Below are 17,779 nucleotides of genomic sequence, written 5' to 3'. Positions count from 1 at the left end.
TCTTACCGTGGTCAACGTGACCAATCGTGCCAATGTTCACATGCGGTTTCGAACGATCAAACTTTTCCTTTGCCATGTCTCAGGGCGCCTTGTCTGTTGGGGGGCCGTGCGGGCCCGATTGTCATCTTCGCGCGCCGTTTATTGTTTCACGCGCAGAAAATCAAGCGCTACATGTCAAAACAGGCACCTTTCGCGCCTTACTCTGATAGCGTCACTTCCGGCTCTTCAATCACAATTGCAGCAGCAGCGGCGGCAGCGGCGGCCTCGCTGGAGGCTTCAGGTTGTGCTTCCAGCGCTTCCGGCAATGTAGCGTCTTCCGACGCCTCGGTTTCCGTAGGCGCGTCTTCCGTCGTCGCTTCAGTTTCCGACGCGTCTTTCAGCGGGTTGCCCAGAAGTGACAGTTTTTCCTTGGCGGGCCGACCGTCGGATTCAAACCATCCGAATTCATTGTTCTGATCGAACAACCAGTTCTCAACTAGTTTGGCGGCGTTTTGAGTCAGGTTACGCATCTGTTTCTTCTTGGATTGGGTCAAACCTGAGCCAAGGATGGTATGGCCGGAAAAACTTTCAACGACGGTGATCAACTCCGGCTTTTCGTTCAGTTTGCTTTGTGTTGCATCGTCCCAGACGGTCACATTAAGGATCAGCGCCGACTTCGGTGAGGCCACGATCGGAACGCCCGGAATGGCCAACACGTAACCTTCGACGCTAATCCCGAGATGATAGAGCTTCTCACCCTCGTATCGCCGGAAACGCTCGTCCATCGCCTCCTTCATCGCGGTAATCCACTCTTCCTTGCTGGCATCGCGTGAAGCAGGGCCTTTTGTCAGATTTGGCGCAACAACCACGTTATGGCCAAAATGGAAATTGCCCAGGTAGGTCGGGGTCTCGTCGATGTCATTGGGATTGGTGCAGGCGCCTAATGCCAACGCGAAAAGGACCATGGTAATCAATCGAAACATCTGCTGCCCCTCGCTGCTTTGACTATTCGGATACCTTAGCCTGGGTTTCAGTGCAATCATTTGCCCGTTCCCCGTGCCCCTCCTATATCTATGGCAGAAACGAAAGGTATCTCCATGACCGCCGCACACTTGCCTGTTCACGTCCCACTTGTGACCGAACCAATGAGCATCTGGCAAAGCCTGAAAGCGGCGCGTGAAAACCTGCTGAGCATCATTCCGCATATCGCCACCAAGCAGCCGATGGTATCTGGCCGCACTGGCAAGCGCTGGCACATGGTGATGGATCCGGGCGCTATCCGGCAGATGCTGTTGGAAAACGTCGACAATTACCCCAAATCCATCGTTACCAAGAACATGCTGCGTCCGGCGATCGGCGATAGTCTTTTCATCGCCGAAGGGGCACATTGGCGATGGCAACGTCGCGCCGCTGCCCCGGCTTTTTCGCATCGCAACGTGATGAACCTGGCGCCGATCATGGCCGATGCGGCCGAGCGGAGTTGCGACAGAATCGCCGCTGCTGGTCCGCGCGCCGTAGACATGGCCGAGGATATGGTGCGCACCACTTTTGACGTGATCAGCGAGGTGACGTTTTCCGGCGATGGTACCTTTGACGGGCAGGCGGTGCATCGGTCCATCGACGCCTACATAGCCGAGGCTGGCAAGATCTCTTTGTTCGACATCCTGGGCTTTCCCGACTGGGTGCCGCGTCCGGGCCGGATGATGACCGGCAAGGCAACGGCACAGATGAAAGGCGTGGCCGATGAGGCAGTAGACGCCCGCCGCGCGCGGGGCAGCAAGGGCGTGCCCGATCTGCTGGATCTACTGTTGGCGGGGGAAGACCCCGAAACCAAGCGCCAGATGAACACTGCCGAGCTGCGCGATAACCTGCTGACTTTCATCGTGGCCGGGCATGAGACGACAGCGCTTACGCTGGCCTGGTCGCTTTATCTTTGCGCCTTCGATCAGGAGGTACAGGACCACGCCCGCGCTGAGGTACAATCCGTATTGCAAAGCCGTGCCGCCACGGGGGCGGATGTCGCCAAGCTGCCTTTTATCCGTATGATCGCGGATGAGGCACTGAGGCTTTACCCGCCTGCGGCAATGATTTCCCGCACGGCGCAGGCCGCCGATACGCTTTGCGGGCGCGAGGTGAAGCCCGGCGATACGGTGATCATCCCGATCTATGCGCTGCATCGAAACGAACTTTTGTGGGAGGACGCGAATGCCTTTCGTCCCGATCGGTTCGCCGACCGCAAGGCCATTGAACGTTATGCTTATCTGCCGTTTGGCGATGGGCCACGCATCTGTATCGGTGCCAGCTTTGCCCTGCAGGAGGCCGTGATCATATTGGCAACGCTACTCTCGCGTTTTCGCTTTACCCCGGTCGAGGGGCGAGACCCCGATCCGGTGATGATCATCACCCTGCGCCCCGAGGGTGGCGTCTGGCTTGAAGCGGAAGCGGTCTGAACCAAAAGGGGCGTTTGCAAGCCATTCTCCGAGCCTGGAGAACCGCGCAAATGCACCTGCCCTTGTAGAATCGGGTTAACACGCTGAAAACGCTGGAAAACCCATGTCGGTATTTTGTCGGTATTACGTCGGAGTCGAAATCGGTGTTTGACCGGGTTAACGCAGCGTGCGTTGGAAACGTGAACAAGGCCGCCACTTGATCCCGGCACCGCGCACGGCGACTGGCCGCAGCTACCGGCCGAGCGCCGGACCGTCCGCTTGAGGCATAAATTCGCCCTCTCGACGCGCCGGGCATTTCCCGCCAGATTGGGCGAAAACGGGAATCACCTCATGACACATCTGTGGGTCCGCGCCGAGCAGCGCCCGAACGAAGAACGCGTCGGCCTGACGCCCGGCGGCGCAGCCGACCTGATTGCCGCAGGTCTGCGCGTCACCGTCGAGGAAAGCCATGCCCGTGCGATCCCGATCGACGGCTACCGCGCGGCGGGTTGCGAGATTGCAGCGGAAAACAGCTGGCCCGATGCGCCGCGTGACGCGATCATCTTTGGTCTGAAAGAACTGCCCGAAGACGGCACGCCGCTGCCACATAAACACATCATGTTCGGCCATGCCTTCAAGGGTCAGCATTCCGGCCGCGCGCTGCTTGAGCGGTTCAAGGCCGGTGGCGGCACGCTTTATGATCTGGAATATCTGGTGGACGAAAACGAGCGTCGCGTCGCTGCCTTTGGCTATTGGGCGGGCTATGCGGGTGCGGCGGTGTCGCTCAAATGCTGGGCGGCGCAGCAACAGGGCGTGAACTGCCCGCCAGTCGCCACCTATCCCGGCAAGGACGCGTTACTTGCGGATCTGGGCCGTGACCTTGACGCCACCGGCAAACCCCGCCCCACGGCCATCGTCATCGGTGCCCTGGGCCGCGTGGGCACAGGTGCGTCCGGTCTTTGCATCGCGATGGGCATCACGCCGACCCGCTGGGACATGGCCGAGACCGCGCATGGCGGGCCGTTTCCCGAAATTCTGGCGCATGATCTTTTTATCAACTGCATCTTTGCGCGCCCGGGCACGCCGGTTTTCGTGCCAAAATCCGCGCTGGCAGCGGAACGCGCGCTTGGCGTCATCGGCGACGTTGCCTGCGATCCGGACAGCGATTACAACCCCGTACCGGTCTATGATGCGGCCACATCGTGGGACGCGCCCGCCATCCGCGTGCACAGCGATCCGCCGCTTGACGTGATGGCCATTGATAACCTGCCCTCGCTTTTGCCGGTCGAATCCTCGGAAGATTACGCCGCGCAGCTTTTGCCGTCGCTGCGGACACTGACCGATCTTGACCAAGGCGTCTGGCAGCGGGCGGAAACCACCTTTGGCATCCATATGAAAGACCTGTGAGTGGCGATCTACATCGGGTATCTGGCCGCGATCATGGGCACGATCTGCTGGATACCACAGGCGTGGAAGGCATGGGCCACCCACGATACATCCGGGTTGTCGCTGCCATCGAACCTGATGTTTCTTACAACGGTTTCCCTCTGGCTGCTCTATGGGATACTGATAACCGACTGGCCGCTTATCCTGGCCAATATCTGCGCGGTCACCGCGATGCTGATCATCGTCGCGGCCAAGCTGAAATACAAATAACGCGGGACCATAAGGGGGACGAGAAATGACAATCCACTGGTGCGGCACCGGCCTTTCGGCCATTCCCGGATTGCGCAGGCTGATCGAGGCGGGCCATGAGGTCACGGTCTGGAACCGGACGCTCGACAAGGCTGAAAGTGCTGTGGGCGATCTGACCAAGCGCATCATGGTGTTTGACGCCGACGCGCTGGCCGCCGAGGTACAGGAAGGTGATATTGTCGTTTCGATGCTGCCCGGTGACTGGCACGTGCCACTGGCCGAGATGTGTATCAACAAGGGCGCGCATTTCGTCAGCTCGTCCTACATCGCGCCCGAGATGCGCGAGTTGCACGCCAAGGCGCTGTTGCGTGGCGTGTCCTGCGTCAACGAGGTGGGGCTGGACCCGGGCATCGACCATCTGATGGCGCATCAGCTGATTGCCGATTACCGTGCCTCGGACGCGTTTGACGGCGAAAATGACCTCAGCTTCATTTCATATTGCGGTGGCATCCCGAAACACCCCAACCCGTTCCGTTACAAATTCAGCTGGTCACCGCTGGGCGTGCTCAAGGCGCTGCGGTCCCCTTCCAAGTCGATCCGCAATTATGTCGAGTTGAACGTCAACCGCCCGTGGGATGCGATCAGCAGCTATGTCGCGCCCCTGCCGAGCCCTGAAAGCTTCGAGGTTTATCCCAACCGCGACAGCCTGCCCTTCATGGAAGATTACCAGTTCGAGCCGCATTGGCGGGTCAAGGAATTCGTCCGCGGCACGCTGCGCCTGAATGGCTGGGCCGAGGCGTGGAAGGACGTGTTTACCGAAATCGAAACGCTTGAAGGTGCCGCCGGTGACGCCCGCCTGAAGGAAATGTCCGATCAGTTCTGGGCCGACAACGCCTATGATGACGGCGAACCCGACCGCGTGGTGCTTTGCGTGGCACTGAAGGCTGAACGCGAGGGCAAGCCCGTCTGGCACAAGACCTTCGTGATGGATGCCTGGGGTGATGCGCGCGGCACGGCAATGGCGCGCCTAGTCTCGATCCCTGTCGCACTGGCCATCGAGGCGGTGATGAATCGCGAAATCCCCGCCGGTGTCAGCCCGGCCCCGCATGACCCTAAACTGGTGAGCCGTTTCCTGGGTGAGATCGATAAATTGGCACAGCATTTGCAGGTGGTGGATCACCTCTGAACGCCACAAAGTGCGTTAGCGTGGCGTCGCGGTTAGCCCTCGATCTCGCGTGAGCCGCTTTTCCTCAAGGTCTGTTTCGGGCCAATGGCGGCCTCAGGATATCATTTCAAAACCTGCAGGGGCGGGCCTTCCCATGCTGCTGGCCGCTGAAACCATTGAAACACTGTATCACCGCTGGTGATGACAGGCTGAAACATGTGCCCTCTATCCCGCGTCACGACGTATTTAGAGGAGCCACCGATCGCACATTTCATCAATCATTTTAAAGCCCCGGCATTTCCGGTCCGTTTCACATTGTCTTTTGCCTGGGAAAGGGTTTCCAGCGCGGTCTCGAAACTCAGGCCCGCGCGGCCCGCAAAATCCGATATCGACCATCTGTTGGAGCTATCTGATGCCGAGCTCGCCGATATTGGCCTGCTGCGTGCCGACCTCAGCGACATGCGGTTCGACACGGCCATCGACACCCAGGCGCAAGCCATGCTGAGGGTCTACAGGTAGGACCGCAAAACAAGGGCAGCGGACACGATAGGTATCCGCTGCCCGGGTCGTTCACGGAAAATGTATCAGCTCGGCATCTTGGTCTTGCGCAGGTAGGGCAATATGGTCTCGAACTCGCCAAACTTGGCCTTGGCGTCTTCGTTCGACACGGCTGGCGGGATGATCACATCCTCGCCCATCTGCCAGTCTGCGGGTGTTGCCACGCCCTTGCCGGTGCTTGTCTGCAACGCATCAAGTGCGCGCAGCACCTCGGCAAAGTTGCGGCCCACGGTCATCGGATAGGTCATGCTGAGCTTCAGTTGCTTATCCGGCCCTATGATGAAAACACTGCGCACCGTGGCGCTGTCGGCGGGGGTGCGGCCATCGGGCAGATAGGCCTCGGCGGGCAGCATGTCAAAAGCCTTGGACACGGCCAACCCCTCGTCGGCGATGATCGGAAAGCCGGGTTTCGCGCCGCCCACCTGTTCGATATCGCCCTTCCATTTCTTGTGGTCCTCGACCCCGTCGACGGAAACCCCGATCACCTTGGTGCCGCGTTTCTCCCATTCTTCGCCCAACCGGGCAACGGCGCCGAACTCGGTGGTGCAGACCGGCGTGAAATCCTTGGGGTGCGAAAACAGGATCGCCCAGCTGTCGCCGATCCAGTCATGAAAACTGATCGATCCCTGATCGGTTTCAGCGGTAAAATTCGGTACGGTATCGTTGATGCGCAATCCCATGTCTTCTTCCTTTTCAGTTGTTTTCCGGCAATTCAAAAAATTTGATCAAATTGCCCGACTCGGCTAACTTCTCACCTTGCAGGTCCGCCTGTCCCCTGACACAGTGCCGCAAAATTTACGGAGGTCAACCATGATCGAAAAACGCGATTTCTATATCAACGGTAGCTGGGTCGCCCCCAGCGTAGCAAACGACCACAACGTGATCGACCCGTCCACGGAAGAGCCCTGTGCGATCATTTCGCTGGGGGGAAAAGCCGATACCGATGCCGCCGTTGCCGCCGCCAAGGCGGCCTTTCCCGGCTGGATGGCCACGCCCCCGGCTGAGCGTATCGCCGCGGCCGAACGCATCCTTGCGGTCTATAACTCCACGGCCGAGGAGATGGCGCAGGCGATCAGCCTTGAAATGGGTGCGCCCATCGACATGTCGCGCCAGCAGCAGGTTGGCGCGGGAAGCTGGCACATCCAGAACTTCATCACCGCCGCCAAGGATTACAAGTTCGATGCACCTTTGGGCGATCATGCGCCCAACGACCGCATCATTCATGAGGCGATCGGCGTCTGCGCCCTGATCACACCGTGGAACTGGCCGATGAACCAGGTCACGCTCAAGGTCATCGCCGCCCTGATTGCAGGCTGTACGATGGTGCTGAAACCGTCGGAAGAATCACCGCTCAACGCCATTCTCTTTGCCGAGATCGTGGATGAGGCCGGGCTGCCGCCGGGTGTTTTCAACCTGGTCAATGGTGACGGCGCGGGCGTTGGCAGCCAGCTGACCGCGCACCCGGATGTCGACATGGTCAGCTTTACCGGCTCGTCGCGCGCGGGCAAGCTGATCTCGAAAGCTGCTGCGGACACGCTGAAACGCGTCAGCCTTGAGCTGGGCGGGAAAGGGGCGAACCTGATCTTTGCCGATGCCGATGAAAAGGCCGTCAAACGCGGCGTGCTGCATTGCATGAACAACACCGGCCAGTCCTGCAACGCCCCCACCCGCATGCTGGTGCAGCGTGAAATCTACGATCAGGCGGTCGAAACCGCTGCCGAGGTTGCGGGCAAGATCACCGTCGGGTCGGCCCATGACGAAGGCCGCCATGTGGGGCCGGTGGTGAACGAGGTGCAGTTCAACAAGATCCAGGACCTGATCCAGAAGGGCATCGACGAAGGCGCCAGGCTGGTGGCTGGCGGTACCGGGCGGCCCGACGGGCTGAACCGGGGGTTCTACGTCAAGCCCACGGTCTTTGCCGACGTCACGCCCGACATGACCGTGGCGCAGGAGGAAATCTTTGGCCCGGTCCTGTCGATCACGCCGTTTGACAGCGAAGAGGACGGTATCGCGATCGCCAATGATACGCCCTATGGCCTGACCAATTACGTGCAGACCAGCGATCCGGCACGCGCCAACCGGCTGGCTCGCGCCCTCAGATCCGGCATGGTCGAGATGAACGGCCAGAGCCGCGCCGCAGGTTCGCCCTTTGGCGGCATGAAGCAATCGGGCAACGGGCGCGAAGGCGGCACCTGGGGTATCGAGGATTTTGTCGAGGTCAAGGCGGTCTCGGGCTGGACACCGGGCGCCTGAACCATGCAACTCAGCGCCTTTGTCCTGCATCTGACCCGCGCGGAAAAGCGGCGGGCAAACGCGCATGATCTCAGGGATAACTCAGGTCTGGCCAGCGAAATCTGGCCAGCCGTCGACGGATCGACGCTTTCATCCTCGGACCTTTCAACGCTGGTCCGCGACCAAGTGTTCGATCCGCCCTACCCGTTTCCTCTCAAGACCGGTGAGATCGGGTGCTTTCTAAGTCACCGACAGATGTGGGCCGAGATTGTCCGCCGTGGTCTGCCCGCGGCTTTTATCATCGAGGACGATGCCGGGCTTGATCCCGACCTGTTCGACACCGCGCTTGACATGGCCAGCCAGTATATTGACCAGTTGGGCTATATCCAGTTCCAGACCCGCGCGCCGAAAGACCCGAAACTGCTGATCGACACGACGGGGGGCTGCACCCTGACCGTGCCGCAACAGGGCGGGCTGCGCACGACCGCGCAGATGGTCAGCATCGAGGCCGCACAACATCTGCTGGACAGATCGCAGGTCATCGACCGTCCCGTGGACACTTTTGTGCAAAGCCACTGGTTTACCGGCCTGCGCCCCGCGATGATCTATCCGTCGGGCGTGCTGGAAATCGCCGACACGCTGGACGGATCGACCATTCAAGGGGGTAAGAAACCCATTTGGGACAAACTGAAACGCGAGATTTCACGTACCCGCTATCGCAGCGCGGTCAAACGGCTGTCACGCCATAGCGAGGCGTCGGCCGAGGGTGGATTGCATGGCTGATCGCATCATCTCGCGCCTCTTTGGCGGGGCGGGTAACCAGCTTTTCCAATATGCCGCCGGGCGCGCGCTGGCTGATCATCTGGGCTGCGATCTGGTGCTGGATTCGCGCTATGTCGCGGGCAGTGCAGAGCGAGGCGATTGCTTTAGCCACTTTGAAAACGCCCGTTTCAGCCGCGACGCAAATCTGCCCCCGGCCAAGTCGGACGGCGCCTTGCGCTACGCTTTCTGGCGCAAATTCGGGCGCAATCCCGCGTTTCATCGCGAACGTGGCCTGGGTTTTGATCCGGCTTTCTTTGATCTGCCGACAGGCACCTATTTGCATGGCTACTGGCAGTCGCAAAAATACTTTGACGCGATCATCGACCAATTGCGTCAGGATCTGACCTTTACCACCGCCCTCAACCCTGCCAATGCCGACATGGCCGAGCAGATCGCCTCTGCCGCCAATCCCGTTGCCCTGCATGTCCGGCGCGGAGATTACGTGTCCTCTGGCAGTTATGCCGCCTGTTCACCCGCCTATTACCGTGCGGCAACTGACCTGCTGGCGGAAAAGATCGACGGGCCGCTCACCTGTTTCGTGGTGTCCAACGATCCTGCCTGGGCGCGCGAAAATCTGGATCTGGGACAAGAGAGTGTTTTCGTCGACCTCAATGACGAGAAAACCGGCCATTTCGACCTGCATCTGATGTCGCTTTGTGCCCATAACGTGATTGCCAACTCCACCTTCTCGTGGTGGGGCGCGTGGTTGAACGGCACTCCCGGCAAGCGCGTCGTTGCCCCGAAAGACTGGTTCGCTAAAGATGCGCTTTCGAACCCCGATATCTGCCCCGAGGACTGGTTGCGGCTTTAGGCGGCGGGCATTGATCGGCGCCTGAGCGTCGTTCTGCCGCTGAACCGGCCCTTAGGTAAACGTGTTATCCCTTGGGAAGCCGCGTGGGGCCATGCGCCCGGCGCTGGCGCGCTTGCCGGTCCATTCGGCCAGTTCGGTCTCGGTTCGGGTGCGGCCGGCGGGATCAAGCCAGCTGAGCCCTTCGGCAAGCGTGAAGGTGGTGGCGTCGCTCAGCCCGCCATCCTTGTATTTCTGCAACCGCACGCCCTTGCCCCGGCCCATTTCGGGCAGTTCATCCAGCGGGAACACCAACACTTTGCGGTTTTCGCCCACACAGGCCACGTGATCACCCGTCACCGGCTGGCACACATGCGCGCGCACGCCGTCCTTGACGTTCAGCACCTGCTTGCCCGAGCGTGTCTGCGCCAGGACATCGTCTTCGGGCACGATGAAGCCGTCACCGGCACTGGATGCGACAAGCAGTTTGCGCCCCGGCTGGTGTATGAACAGGTCAACAATCTCGGCCTCGTTCGGCAGATCGACCATCAGGCGCAGCGGTTCGCCCATGCCACGCCCACCGGGCAGGTTGGAGGCGCTGATCGTGTAGAAGCGTCCGTTGGAGCCAAAGGCCAGCAAGCGGTCAGTGGTTTCCGCGTGGAACAGGAAACGCGGCGCATCGCCATCCTTGAATTTCAACTCGCGGGTCAGGTCGATATGGCCGGTCATCGCCCTGATCCAGCCCATTTGGGAGCAGACCACGGTGATGGGTTCACGGTCGATCATCGCCTCCAGCGGCACCTCTTCAACCTCGCCCGCCTCGGAAAACTGGGTGCGGCGTGCACCGTATTCGTAATCCTTGCCGAACTTCTTTTTCACTTCTTTGAGCTGATCCGCGATCGTCTCCCATTGCAGGGCTTCGTCATCCAGCAGGCGCGCCAGCCCGTCGCGTTCTTCAATGAGTTCGGATTGTTCACGCAACAGCTCCATCTCTTCCAGGCGCCGCAAACTGCGCAGGCGCATGTTGAGGATGGATTCGGCCTGAAGTTCCGACAACTCGCCCTCACCGGGTGCCGGTGGCACATAATCGGCCTCGTCCCTGGCGCGGACATGGGTTTTTGACCAATCCTCGCGCATCAGCGCAGCTTTGGGGTCTTCGTCATAGCGGATGATGTCGATCACCCGGTCGAGATTGAGGAAGGCGACGACCAGCCCTTCCAGCACCTCCAGCCGGTGGTCGATCTTTTCCATCCGGTGGGTCGAGCGGCGGATCAGTACTTCCTGGCGGAAATCGAGGAAGGCGCGCAGCACCTCCTTCATCGAGCAGACCTTGGGCGTCACCCCGTCGATCAGGACGTTCATGTTCAGGCTGAATCGCACCTCAAGATCCGAATTGCGATAGAGCATGCCCATCAGCACATCCGGTTCGACATTCTTCGAGCGCGGCTCGATGATCAGGCGAATGTCTTCGGCGCTTTCATCGCGCACATCGCCCAGAATCGGGATTTTCTTGGTCTGAATCAGCTCGGCAATCTTTTCGATCAGCTTGGATTTCTGCACCTGATAGGGGATTTCGGTGACCACGATCTGCCATTGGCCACGGCCCAGATCCTCGACCTCGTATTTGCAGCGCAACCGGAACGATCCGCGCCCGGTGCGATAGGCCTGCGCGATATTCTCGGGCGGCTCAACGATCACGCCGCCGGTGGGGAAATCAGGGCCGGGCACGTATTTCAGCAACGTATCATCGCGCGCATCCGGCGTTTTGATCAGGTGCAGGCAGGCATCGCACAGCTCGGCGATATTATGCGGCGGGATGTTCGTCGCCATGCCCACGGCAATCCCCGAGGAGCCGTTTGCCAGAAGGTTTGGAAAGGTCGCGGGCAGCACAACCGGTTCGGTCAGCGTGCCATCGTAATTGTCACGAAAATCCACCGCGTTTTCGTTGAGGCCCTCGAGCAGCGCCTCGGCCACGGCGGTCATCCGCGCCTCGGTATAACGGCTGGCGGCGGGATTATCACCGTCGATATTGCCGAAATTCCCCTGCCCGTCCACCAGCGGATAACGCACGGCAAAATCCTGCGCCAGCCGGGCCATCGCGTCATAGATCGCGGCATCGCCATGCGGGTGGTAGTTACCCATCACGTCGCCGCTGATCTTGGCCGACTTTCTGAACCCGCCTGTGGAACTTAATCGCAGTTCGCGCATTGCATAGAGGATTCGGCGATGCACTGGCTTCAACCCGTCGCGCGCATCGGGCAAAGCCCGGTGCATAATCGTGCTTAAGGCATAGGTCAGGTACCTTTCGCCAATCGCACGGCGCAAGGGCTCAGCTATTGTTTCGGGGCCGATATTGGGGTCGTCCAGCGTTTCATTCATAGATGCTGTGATACCCAAGCCAAATTCGCCCGTAAAGCGGGTTAGGTGGGAAATCTTTATGCTTTTCCCATGATTCAGAGGATGGAATCGTATATGCTGTCTGTGCTGCTAATTTTGTATGGTAAATAGGGGTTGCGCGATGTGGCGCTTTATTCTTGTATCTTTCGCCTTTCTTGGCTGGTCTTTTTACGTGCTCAGCGGTGGCGCTGACTACGAACCGCGTGTGCAATCTATTCAGGCGCGCGCCAAACTTGATGATATCCGTCCGCTGGCGCGTCCAGGTTCGATTCTGATTGCCGAAACCGCAGAGCCGGAGCCGGTTCCCGAGGATGAGGCCGTGGTCACGCGGGCGCTGTCATCGCCGAATGACCTTGATCTGCCGAAAACCGGCACTTTTGAAATCACGCTTGCTTCGGTCGCACCGGAAGAGCTGTCGGAGCCAAGTTTTGAATCCGATCCACAGAAGGCTGACACCCTGACACAGGTTCCCGACCTGAATGAGGATATTGCAGATCAGGTTGAAACGCTGGCCGATTTGCGCCTTGTCACGGGTACGTCTGTCAACATGCGGGACGGCCCCAGCACCTTCTATCTGGCCATTGGCAGATTGACCAAAGGGGACGAGATCGAAGTGTTGGAAAACCCCGGCGAAGGCTGGTTGAAAATCCGCGTCGCGAGGACCGAGCAGGTGGGCTGGATGGCGGACTGGCTGGTCACGGCGGCTGCAAACTGATTGCATCAATCTTTCTGCCGCGCCATAGCTGGCGGCATGACACAGAAATCCATCCTGATCACAGGCTGTTCATCCGGCATCGGTTATGACGCGGCGCATGAATTACGGTCGCGGGGCTGGCGGGTCTTTGCAGCCTGCCGCAAACAGGCCGATTGCGACCGACTGATAGCGGAAGGGCTGGAAAGCCCATTGCTCGACTACCAGGACGAGGCAACGATGAAGACAGCCCTAGCCGAAGTTCTTGAGGCGACAGGCGGCACGTTGGACGTGCTGTTCAACAACGGCGCATATGCCATCCCGGCGCCGGTCGAAGATGTACCCACGGATGCGCTGCGTTCGATATTCGAGGCCAATCTGATCGGCTGGCACGACCTGACCATACGGATCATCCCGGTGATGCGCGCGCAGGGCCATGGCCGGATTGTTCAGTGTTCTTCGGTGCTTGGGTTGGTGTCGATGAAATGGCGCGGGGCCTACGTGGCCACCAAGTTTGCCCTTGAAGGGCTTAGCGATGCGTTGCGAATGGAAATGGCTGGAACCGGCATTCACGTCTCGGTCATCGGTCCGGGACCGATTGAAACATCGTTCCGAGCCAATGCTGCGAAGCAGTTCGAAAAGTGGGTCGATTGGGAAAACTCGGCGCGCGCCGATGAATACCGCGCCTCTCTGCTGGACCAGCTTTACAAGGGAGGCAGCGGTGGACCGCAATGGCCTGCTTCGACGGTGACGAAAAAGTTGATACATGCGGTCGAGGCCAGACGACCACGACCGAGATATTATGTGACACCGCCCACCTATATCATGGGCACGCTCAGGCGCGTTCTGCCTGCACGTGCGCTGGATTGGGTGCTCTCGAAATCCTAGGAGAAACCCGGGCTGCGTCATGATTACACTTTTGCTTTTCCCGCCGCTCCGCCTACATGGGCGCACAGACCAGCCGCGAAGGACCCAAAATGGCCGATGATCCGCTTTTCTATATCGTGGCAATTGCCTGCCTTGCCGTTGCCGGTATCCTGCTTTTCGGTGTTCTGACATTCGGCAAAGGCGGTGAATTCAACCGCAAGCACGCCAACAAGATCATGCGCTGGCGCATCGGGGCGCAATTCATTGCGGTCGTGCTGATCCTACTATTCGTATTCATCCGCAGACAGACGGGACAGTGACATGGTTGTCTTGAACAAGATCTACACCAAGACCGGGGATGCCGGGGAAACCGCGTTGGGCAATGGCAGCCGTGTTGCCAAACATTCGGCCCGCGTAAACGCCTATGGCACCACCGATGAGGTGAATGCGACTGTCGGGATGGCCCGGCTGCACGCAGTTGGTGACGTCGATGCGGCACTGGCACGTATTCAGAACGATCTGTTCGATCTGGGGGCTGACCTGTGCCGACCTGATATGGAAAAGGACGCCGAGGCCGAATACCCGCCGCTACGGATGAGCGACACGCAGGTCTTGCGGCTGGAAGCCGAGATCGACGCGATGAACAAGGTACTGGAACCGCTGCGCAGTTTCATCCTGCCGGGCGGAACAGGGTTGGCGGCATATCTGCACCTGTGTCGGACGGTGTGCCGCCGCGCGGAACGGTTGGCGGTTGAATTGGCAACAATGGAAAGCGTCAATCCGGCGGCGGTAAAATATCTCAACCGGTTGTCAGACTGGTTCTTTGTCGCTGCCCGCATGGCCAACGATGACGGTCGTGCAGACGTCTTGTGGGTTCCGGGCGCGAACCGCTAAGAACGCCGCCATTCGGTCGAAGGATCAGCGCCCAAGGCGCAGGGTTCCGGGATGTCGATCCAACCCGAATTGCCGAGGGCGGCGGGTCTAAGGACACGCTTTGGCAACCGCATTGCAATCGGTGTTGCAGATAAATTTCCTTGTCATTTCAAGCGCTGCTGAAATGCAGTCAAGCGCTGCTTAGGTCGCGACGGCCTTCCCGTCTTTTCAAGCTTCAGAATACCGCGGCATACCAAGAAACCCTGGCTAACTTTTTGCGTAATGTCGGTTTTCCATCATTTTGCGTCGATTTCTTTGGTCGGGGGGTAGGCAATCCAATTCAAGCTTTGCTGAAGTCGGATTCAGCTTTTCTGAAATTTGACCTTGATAACATCCCAACCGCTCAAAGGACATTATTTGAGTGAGAAAACGAATTGGGAGAAGCTTTGAACCAGGGAGGACTAAGATGAAATTTTGTCAAATCAGGTCATCTGTGAATGCACGGATGCTCTGTGCACTTTTGACGGTGACTGCGCTACCTGTGGCAGTCAGCGCGCAGAGTACCGTCGATTTGTCCGGCACCATGTCGATCGCCAAGCCTGAGATTACCTTTACCTCGTGGACCGGACCCTACATGCGCAGCCAGATGCTGGGCTTTGTCCGTCCCTACGAGGCCGAAAGCGGATCGCGGGTCAATGTCGAGCATTACAATGGCGGCATCGGCGAAATACGCGATCAGGTGGAATCGGCGAATGTGATCTGGGATGTCGTTGACCTGACGCAGGCAGATTCGCTGCGGGCCTGTGAAGAGGGCTTGCTGGAAAATCTTTCCGATATCGACCTGCCTGCGGGCGCCGATGGAACGCCTGCCAAGGACGATTTCGTCGAAGGGGCACTGAACGATTGCGGTGTCGGTGTGATCGTCTGGGGCACCGCCTTCGCCCACAGCAAATCGGCCTTTCCTGAAAATCCACCCTCGACCATTGCGGATTTCTTCGACAATGACACCTATCCCGGCGCCCGCGCCATCCGTGACGATCCGACGGTGATCATGGAATGGGCGTTGATGGCCGATGGCGTCGCCCGCGATGACGTCTATGCCACGCTTGAGACACCCGAGGGTGTGGAGCGCGCCTTTGACAAGATGGAAAACATCCGGTCCGGGCTGCAAACCTGGCAAGCCGGGCGTGAACCTGTCCGGATGCTGAACGGCGGTGAAGTCGTGATGTCGATGATCTGGGCAACCACCGGTGCCACGGCGTCCAAGGAAGAGGGTGCGGATTTCACTGTCAACATGGATGGGCGCGTGATCGAACTGGATCTCTTCGGCATCCCCAAGGGCAGCCGCCACAAGGATGCGGCCGTCGAATTCATCCGTTACGCAAGCAGCACCAATTCGCTTGCCAACATGGTGGGTTTCCTGCCGAACGGGCCGACACGCAAATCGTCCCTGTCCCGGCTCAGCGACGATACCCTGGCGCAAATTCCCAATGGTCCGGCTTACGAAGACAAGCTGAGCATTCAATCGGATGCCGCATGGTGGGCCAAAAATCATGCCCGACTGGAAGAAGCCTTTGACATCTGGATGTCAGCGGGTGCGCGTCAAGGCGCGTCGGGCACGGTTCGCTAGGCCGATTGAACAGGACATAGAGGTTATAAAAGATGAGTGATCAAACAACACCAACGCCCGACAATCTTGTTGCGAAATCGGGCCTTTTCAAGGGTATGAACCCCCTTATGGGCATCCTGTCGATGCTTATGATTATCGGGTTCGTCGGCTATACAATCATGGACGTCGAACGTTCGTCCGAAGTTTTTGCCGCCGGTAAGAATTTCATTATCGGCACGATGGACTGGTTCTATGTGATTGTGGTCAATGCCGCGCTTTTCTTCGTTTTCTGGCTGATGGTCAGCCGGTTTGGCGATGTAAAGCTGGGCAAGGATGACGACGAACCGGATTTTTCCACCTTTTCCTGGATCTGCATGCTGTTCAGCGCCGGTCTTGGATCGGGCCTGATCTACTGGGGTGTGGCCGAGCCGATGTACCACATTCAGGGCAGCCCGTTCATGGAACGCGCGGGCGCTGAAGCCGGTAGCGTGGACGCGGCGATCTCTGCCGTGACGGTGACAAACTTCCACTGGGGCTTCCACGGCTGGGGGCTTTATGTGCTGGTCGGGCTGAGCTTGGCTTATTTCTCATACCGTCGCGATCTGCCACTGACATTGCGCACAGCGCTTTATCCCGTCCTCAAGGACCGGATCTTTGGGCCCTGGGGGCATCTGGTGGACTTGATCGGCGTGTTCGGTACGATCTTCGGCCTGGCCACATCGCTGGGTCTTGGGGTCACGCCAATTGCGGCGGGTCTGGAAAACCTGGGATGGATGGAGAATACCCAGACCAACCAGTTGATCCTTGTGGCGATCATCACCTGCCTTGGCACCGCTTCGGCGGCGTCCGGTGTTGGCAAAGGCGTACGTATCCTGTCAGAGGCAAACGTTATGGCGTCGATCGGGTTGCTGATCCTCTTCATCATCCTGGGACCAACGGCATTCCTGCTTGGCATTACGATCTCGGGCTTTGGCGATTACCTGTGGAACGTCATTCCGATGGGCTTCTGGATCAATGGCGATCCCGAGGTACAATGGCAGGGTTGGTGGACCATCTTCTACTGGGGTTGGTGGATCGCGTGGTGCCCGTTTGTGGGTCTCTTCATCGCGCGGGTTTCCAAGGGCCGCACCATCCGTCAGTTCTGCTTCTGCGTTCTGCTGATCCCGACTTCGGTCGTGATGCTGTGGATGGGTGTCTTTGGCGGCGCGGCCACCGGTGTGGATCTGTTCTACAACGCCGGTGTCGTCGATGCGGTGAACAATGATTACGCCGCGGGCGTGTTCCAGACTGTCGCCGGGTTCGGATATGATTTCCTGACCTATCCGATCACGGTGCTGATCACGATCCTGCTGATCTCATGGTTCGTGACATCATCGGACTCGGGGACGTTGGTGATGTGCACAATGCTGTCGATGGGCGATGAGCATCCTCCCGTCAAGTTCCGCATCTTCTGGGGCCTGACCTCGGGGATCGTGGCAGGTGTGCTGATGCTGGCCGGGGGCCTCAGCGCCCTTCAGACAGCGTCGATCGTGGCCGGGCTGCCGATTGCGGTCATCCTGCTCTTCATGATCTACGGCATCATCCATTCGCTGCACGAGGATCATCCGGTGCCGGATGTCGAGGACAAATACGACCTCGAATTCCTCAACCGCTGATCCTGAAGCAACACAAAAAAGACCACGAGGGGCGGCCCGTGCCGCCCCTTTATTTTTTGGGAAAATCCGCATTTTTTTAT

General features: G+C 59.1%; 17 protein-coding genes. 14 read left to right on the top strand and 3 right to left on the bottom strand.

All coding sequences use genetic code 11. The annotated features are described in order from the left end of the window. Nucleotides 1-197: 197 nt before the first annotated feature. Nucleotides 198-962, bottom strand: a complete 765-nt coding sequence (locus tag Q1B27_RS23345) for a hypothetical protein (protein WP_299852162.1) — start codon at nt 960-962, stop codon at nt 198-200. A gap of 114 nt (nt 963-1,076) precedes the next feature. On the opposite strand from Q1B27_RS23345, the gene Q1B27_RS23340 reads away from it, so the two are divergent. From Q1B27_RS23340 to Q1B27_RS23320, 5 genes are all read left to right on the top strand, one after another. Beyond that, on the top strand, nt 1,077-2,429 hold the full coding sequence (locus tag Q1B27_RS23340) for a cytochrome P450 (protein WP_299852159.1): 1,353 nt from the start codon (nt 1,077-1,079) through the stop codon (nt 2,427-2,429). A 330-nt stretch (nt 2,430-2,759) separates the two neighbouring features. After that, nucleotides 2,760-3,815 (top strand): saccharopine dehydrogenase, encoded by a 1,056-nt coding sequence (locus Q1B27_RS23335; RefSeq protein WP_299852155.1) that lies wholly within the window; start codon nt 2,760-2,762, stop codon nt 3,813-3,815. Beyond that, nucleotides 3,816-4,064, top strand: a complete 249-nt coding sequence (locus tag Q1B27_RS23330; RefSeq protein ID WP_299852152.1) for a SemiSWEET family transporter — start codon at nt 3,816-3,818, stop codon at nt 4,062-4,064. It begins immediately after the preceding gene. A gap of 25 nt (nt 4,065-4,089) precedes the next feature. Next, entirely contained in the window at nt 4,090-5,229 is a 1,140-nt protein-coding gene (locus Q1B27_RS23325) for a saccharopine dehydrogenase family protein (RefSeq protein WP_299852150.1), read from the top strand. A 294-nt stretch (nt 5,230-5,523) separates the two neighbouring features. Then, a complete protein-coding gene (locus Q1B27_RS23320) occupies nt 5,524-5,727 on the top strand; it encodes a DUF1127 domain-containing protein (protein WP_299852148.1) in 204 nt (67 codons plus the stop codon). Between the two features lie 65 nt (nt 5,728-5,792). Here Q1B27_RS23320 and Q1B27_RS23315 read toward each other — a convergent pair whose 3' ends face one another. Further along, complete coding sequence (locus Q1B27_RS23315; protein WP_299852145.1) at nt 5,793-6,446, bottom strand: peroxiredoxin; 654 nt, start codon at nt 6,444-6,446, stop codon at nt 5,793-5,795. Between the two features lie 130 nt (nt 6,447-6,576). Between Q1B27_RS23315 and Q1B27_RS23310 the strand changes: the two genes are divergently transcribed. Genes Q1B27_RS23310 through Q1B27_RS23300 form a run of 3 tightly spaced genes read left to right on the top strand, consistent with a single transcriptional unit; the run spans nt 6,577 to nt 9,631 of the window. After that, the gene (locus Q1B27_RS23310) at nt 6,577-8,019 is read left to right on the top strand and encodes an aldehyde dehydrogenase family protein (RefSeq protein WP_299852142.1); all 1,443 of its coding nucleotides are present in this window, start codon (nt 6,577-6,579) and stop codon (nt 8,017-8,019) included. 3 nt (nt 8,020-8,022) lie between these two features. Continuing rightward, on the top strand, nt 8,023-8,781 hold the full coding sequence (locus Q1B27_RS23305) for a glycosyltransferase family 25 protein (protein WP_299852139.1): 759 nt from the start codon (nt 8,023-8,025) through the stop codon (nt 8,779-8,781). Further along, nucleotides 8,774-9,631: an alpha-1,2-fucosyltransferase gene (locus tag Q1B27_RS23300; protein ID WP_299852137.1), complete on the top strand. Its 858-nt coding sequence runs from the start codon at nt 8,774-8,776 to the stop codon at nt 9,629-9,631. The genes Q1B27_RS23305 and Q1B27_RS23300 overlap by 8 nt, the downstream gene beginning before the upstream one ends. A 51-nt stretch (nt 9,632-9,682) precedes the next feature. Here the strand turns inward: Q1B27_RS23300 and parC are convergent, their stop codons facing one another. Beyond that, nucleotides 9,683-11,986 (bottom strand): DNA topoisomerase IV subunit A, encoded by a 2,304-nt coding sequence (gene parC / locus Q1B27_RS23295; RefSeq protein WP_299852171.1) that lies wholly within the window; start codon nt 11,984-11,986, stop codon nt 9,683-9,685. Nucleotides 11,987-12,125: 139 nt separating this feature from the next. Here parC and Q1B27_RS23290 point away from each other — a divergent pair, with 139 nt between their 5' ends. The 6 genes from Q1B27_RS23290 (at nt 12,126) to Q1B27_RS23265 (ending at nt 17,699) form a co-directional block, all read left to right on the top strand. Then, entirely contained in the window at nt 12,126-12,719 is a 594-nt protein-coding gene (locus Q1B27_RS23290) for an SH3 domain-containing protein (RefSeq protein ID WP_299852135.1), read from the top strand. Nucleotides 12,720-12,755: 36 nt separating this feature from the next. Then, complete coding sequence (locus tag Q1B27_RS23285) at nt 12,756-13,583, top strand: SDR family NAD(P)-dependent oxidoreductase (RefSeq protein WP_299852133.1); 828 nt, start codon at nt 12,756-12,758, stop codon at nt 13,581-13,583. An 89-nt stretch (nt 13,584-13,672) separates the two neighbouring features. Beyond that, nucleotides 13,673-13,882, top strand: a complete 210-nt coding sequence (locus Q1B27_RS23280; protein ID WP_299852125.1) for a twin transmembrane helix small protein — start codon at nt 13,673-13,675, stop codon at nt 13,880-13,882. 1 nt (nt 13,883) lies between these two features. Beyond that, nucleotides 13,884-14,456, top strand: coding sequence for a cob(I)yrinic acid a,c-diamide adenosyltransferase (locus Q1B27_RS23275; protein WP_299852122.1), 573 nt, complete (start codon nt 13,884-13,886; stop codon nt 14,454-14,456). Nucleotides 14,457-14,901: 445 nt separating this feature from the next. Next, on the top strand, nt 14,902-16,065 hold the full coding sequence (locus Q1B27_RS23270) for an extracellular solute-binding protein (protein WP_299852120.1): 1,164 nt from the start codon (nt 14,902-14,904) through the stop codon (nt 16,063-16,065). A 32-nt stretch (nt 16,066-16,097) separates the two neighbouring features. Beyond that, complete coding sequence (locus tag Q1B27_RS23265; protein WP_299852115.1) at nt 16,098-17,699, top strand: BCCT family transporter; 1,602 nt, start codon at nt 16,098-16,100, stop codon at nt 17,697-17,699. The last annotated feature ends 80 nt before the right edge of the window (nt 17,700-17,779 follow it).

The organism is uncultured Roseovarius sp. (genome assembly GCF_947489715.1).
In the GTDB taxonomy this organism is placed as follows: Bacteria; Pseudomonadota; Alphaproteobacteria; order Rhodobacterales; family Rhodobacteraceae; genus Roseovarius.
The sequence above is the reverse complement of the archived record's forward strand: the minus strand, read 5'-3'. Positions and strand labels throughout refer to the sequence as shown.

Coding starts and splice junctions, on each gene's coding strand:
- Q1B27_RS23345 (WP_299852162.1), bottom strand. CDS start 962: ATGTTTCGATTGATTACCATGGTCCTTTTCGCGTTGGCATTAGGCGCC.
- Q1B27_RS23340 (WP_299852159.1), top strand. CDS start 1,077: ATGACCGCCGCACACTTGCCTGTTCACGTCCCACTTGTGACCGAACCA.
- Q1B27_RS23335 (WP_299852155.1), top strand. CDS start 2,760: ATGACACATCTGTGGGTCCGCGCCGAGCAGCGCCCGAACGAAGAACGC.
- Q1B27_RS23325 (WP_299852150.1), top strand. CDS start 4,090: ATGACAATCCACTGGTGCGGCACCGGCCTTTCGGCCATTCCCGGATTG.
- Q1B27_RS23315 (WP_299852145.1), bottom strand. CDS start 6,446: ATGGGATTGCGCATCAACGATACCGTACCGAATTTTACCGCTGAAACC.
- Q1B27_RS23310 (WP_299852142.1), top strand. CDS start 6,577: ATGATCGAAAAACGCGATTTCTATATCAACGGTAGCTGGGTCGCCCCC.
- Q1B27_RS23305 (WP_299852139.1), top strand. CDS start 8,023: ATGCAACTCAGCGCCTTTGTCCTGCATCTGACCCGCGCGGAAAAGCGG.
- Q1B27_RS23300 (WP_299852137.1), top strand. CDS start 8,774: ATGGCTGATCGCATCATCTCGCGCCTCTTTGGCGGGGCGGGTAACCAG.
- parC (WP_299852171.1), bottom strand. CDS start 11,986: ATGAATGAAACGCTGGACGACCCCAATATCGGCCCCGAAACAATAGCT.
- Q1B27_RS23290 (WP_299852135.1), top strand. CDS start 12,126: ATGTGGCGCTTTATTCTTGTATCTTTCGCCTTTCTTGGCTGGTCTTTT.
- Q1B27_RS23285 (WP_299852133.1), top strand. CDS start 12,756: ATGACACAGAAATCCATCCTGATCACAGGCTGTTCATCCGGCATCGGT.
- Q1B27_RS23280 (WP_299852125.1), top strand. CDS start 13,673: ATGGCCGATGATCCGCTTTTCTATATCGTGGCAATTGCCTGCCTTGCC.
- Q1B27_RS23275 (WP_299852122.1), top strand. CDS start 13,884: ATGGTTGTCTTGAACAAGATCTACACCAAGACCGGGGATGCCGGGGAA.
- Q1B27_RS23270 (WP_299852120.1), top strand. CDS start 14,902: ATGAAATTTTGTCAAATCAGGTCATCTGTGAATGCACGGATGCTCTGT.
- Q1B27_RS23265 (WP_299852115.1), top strand. CDS start 16,098: ATGAGTGATCAAACAACACCAACGCCCGACAATCTTGTTGCGAAATCG.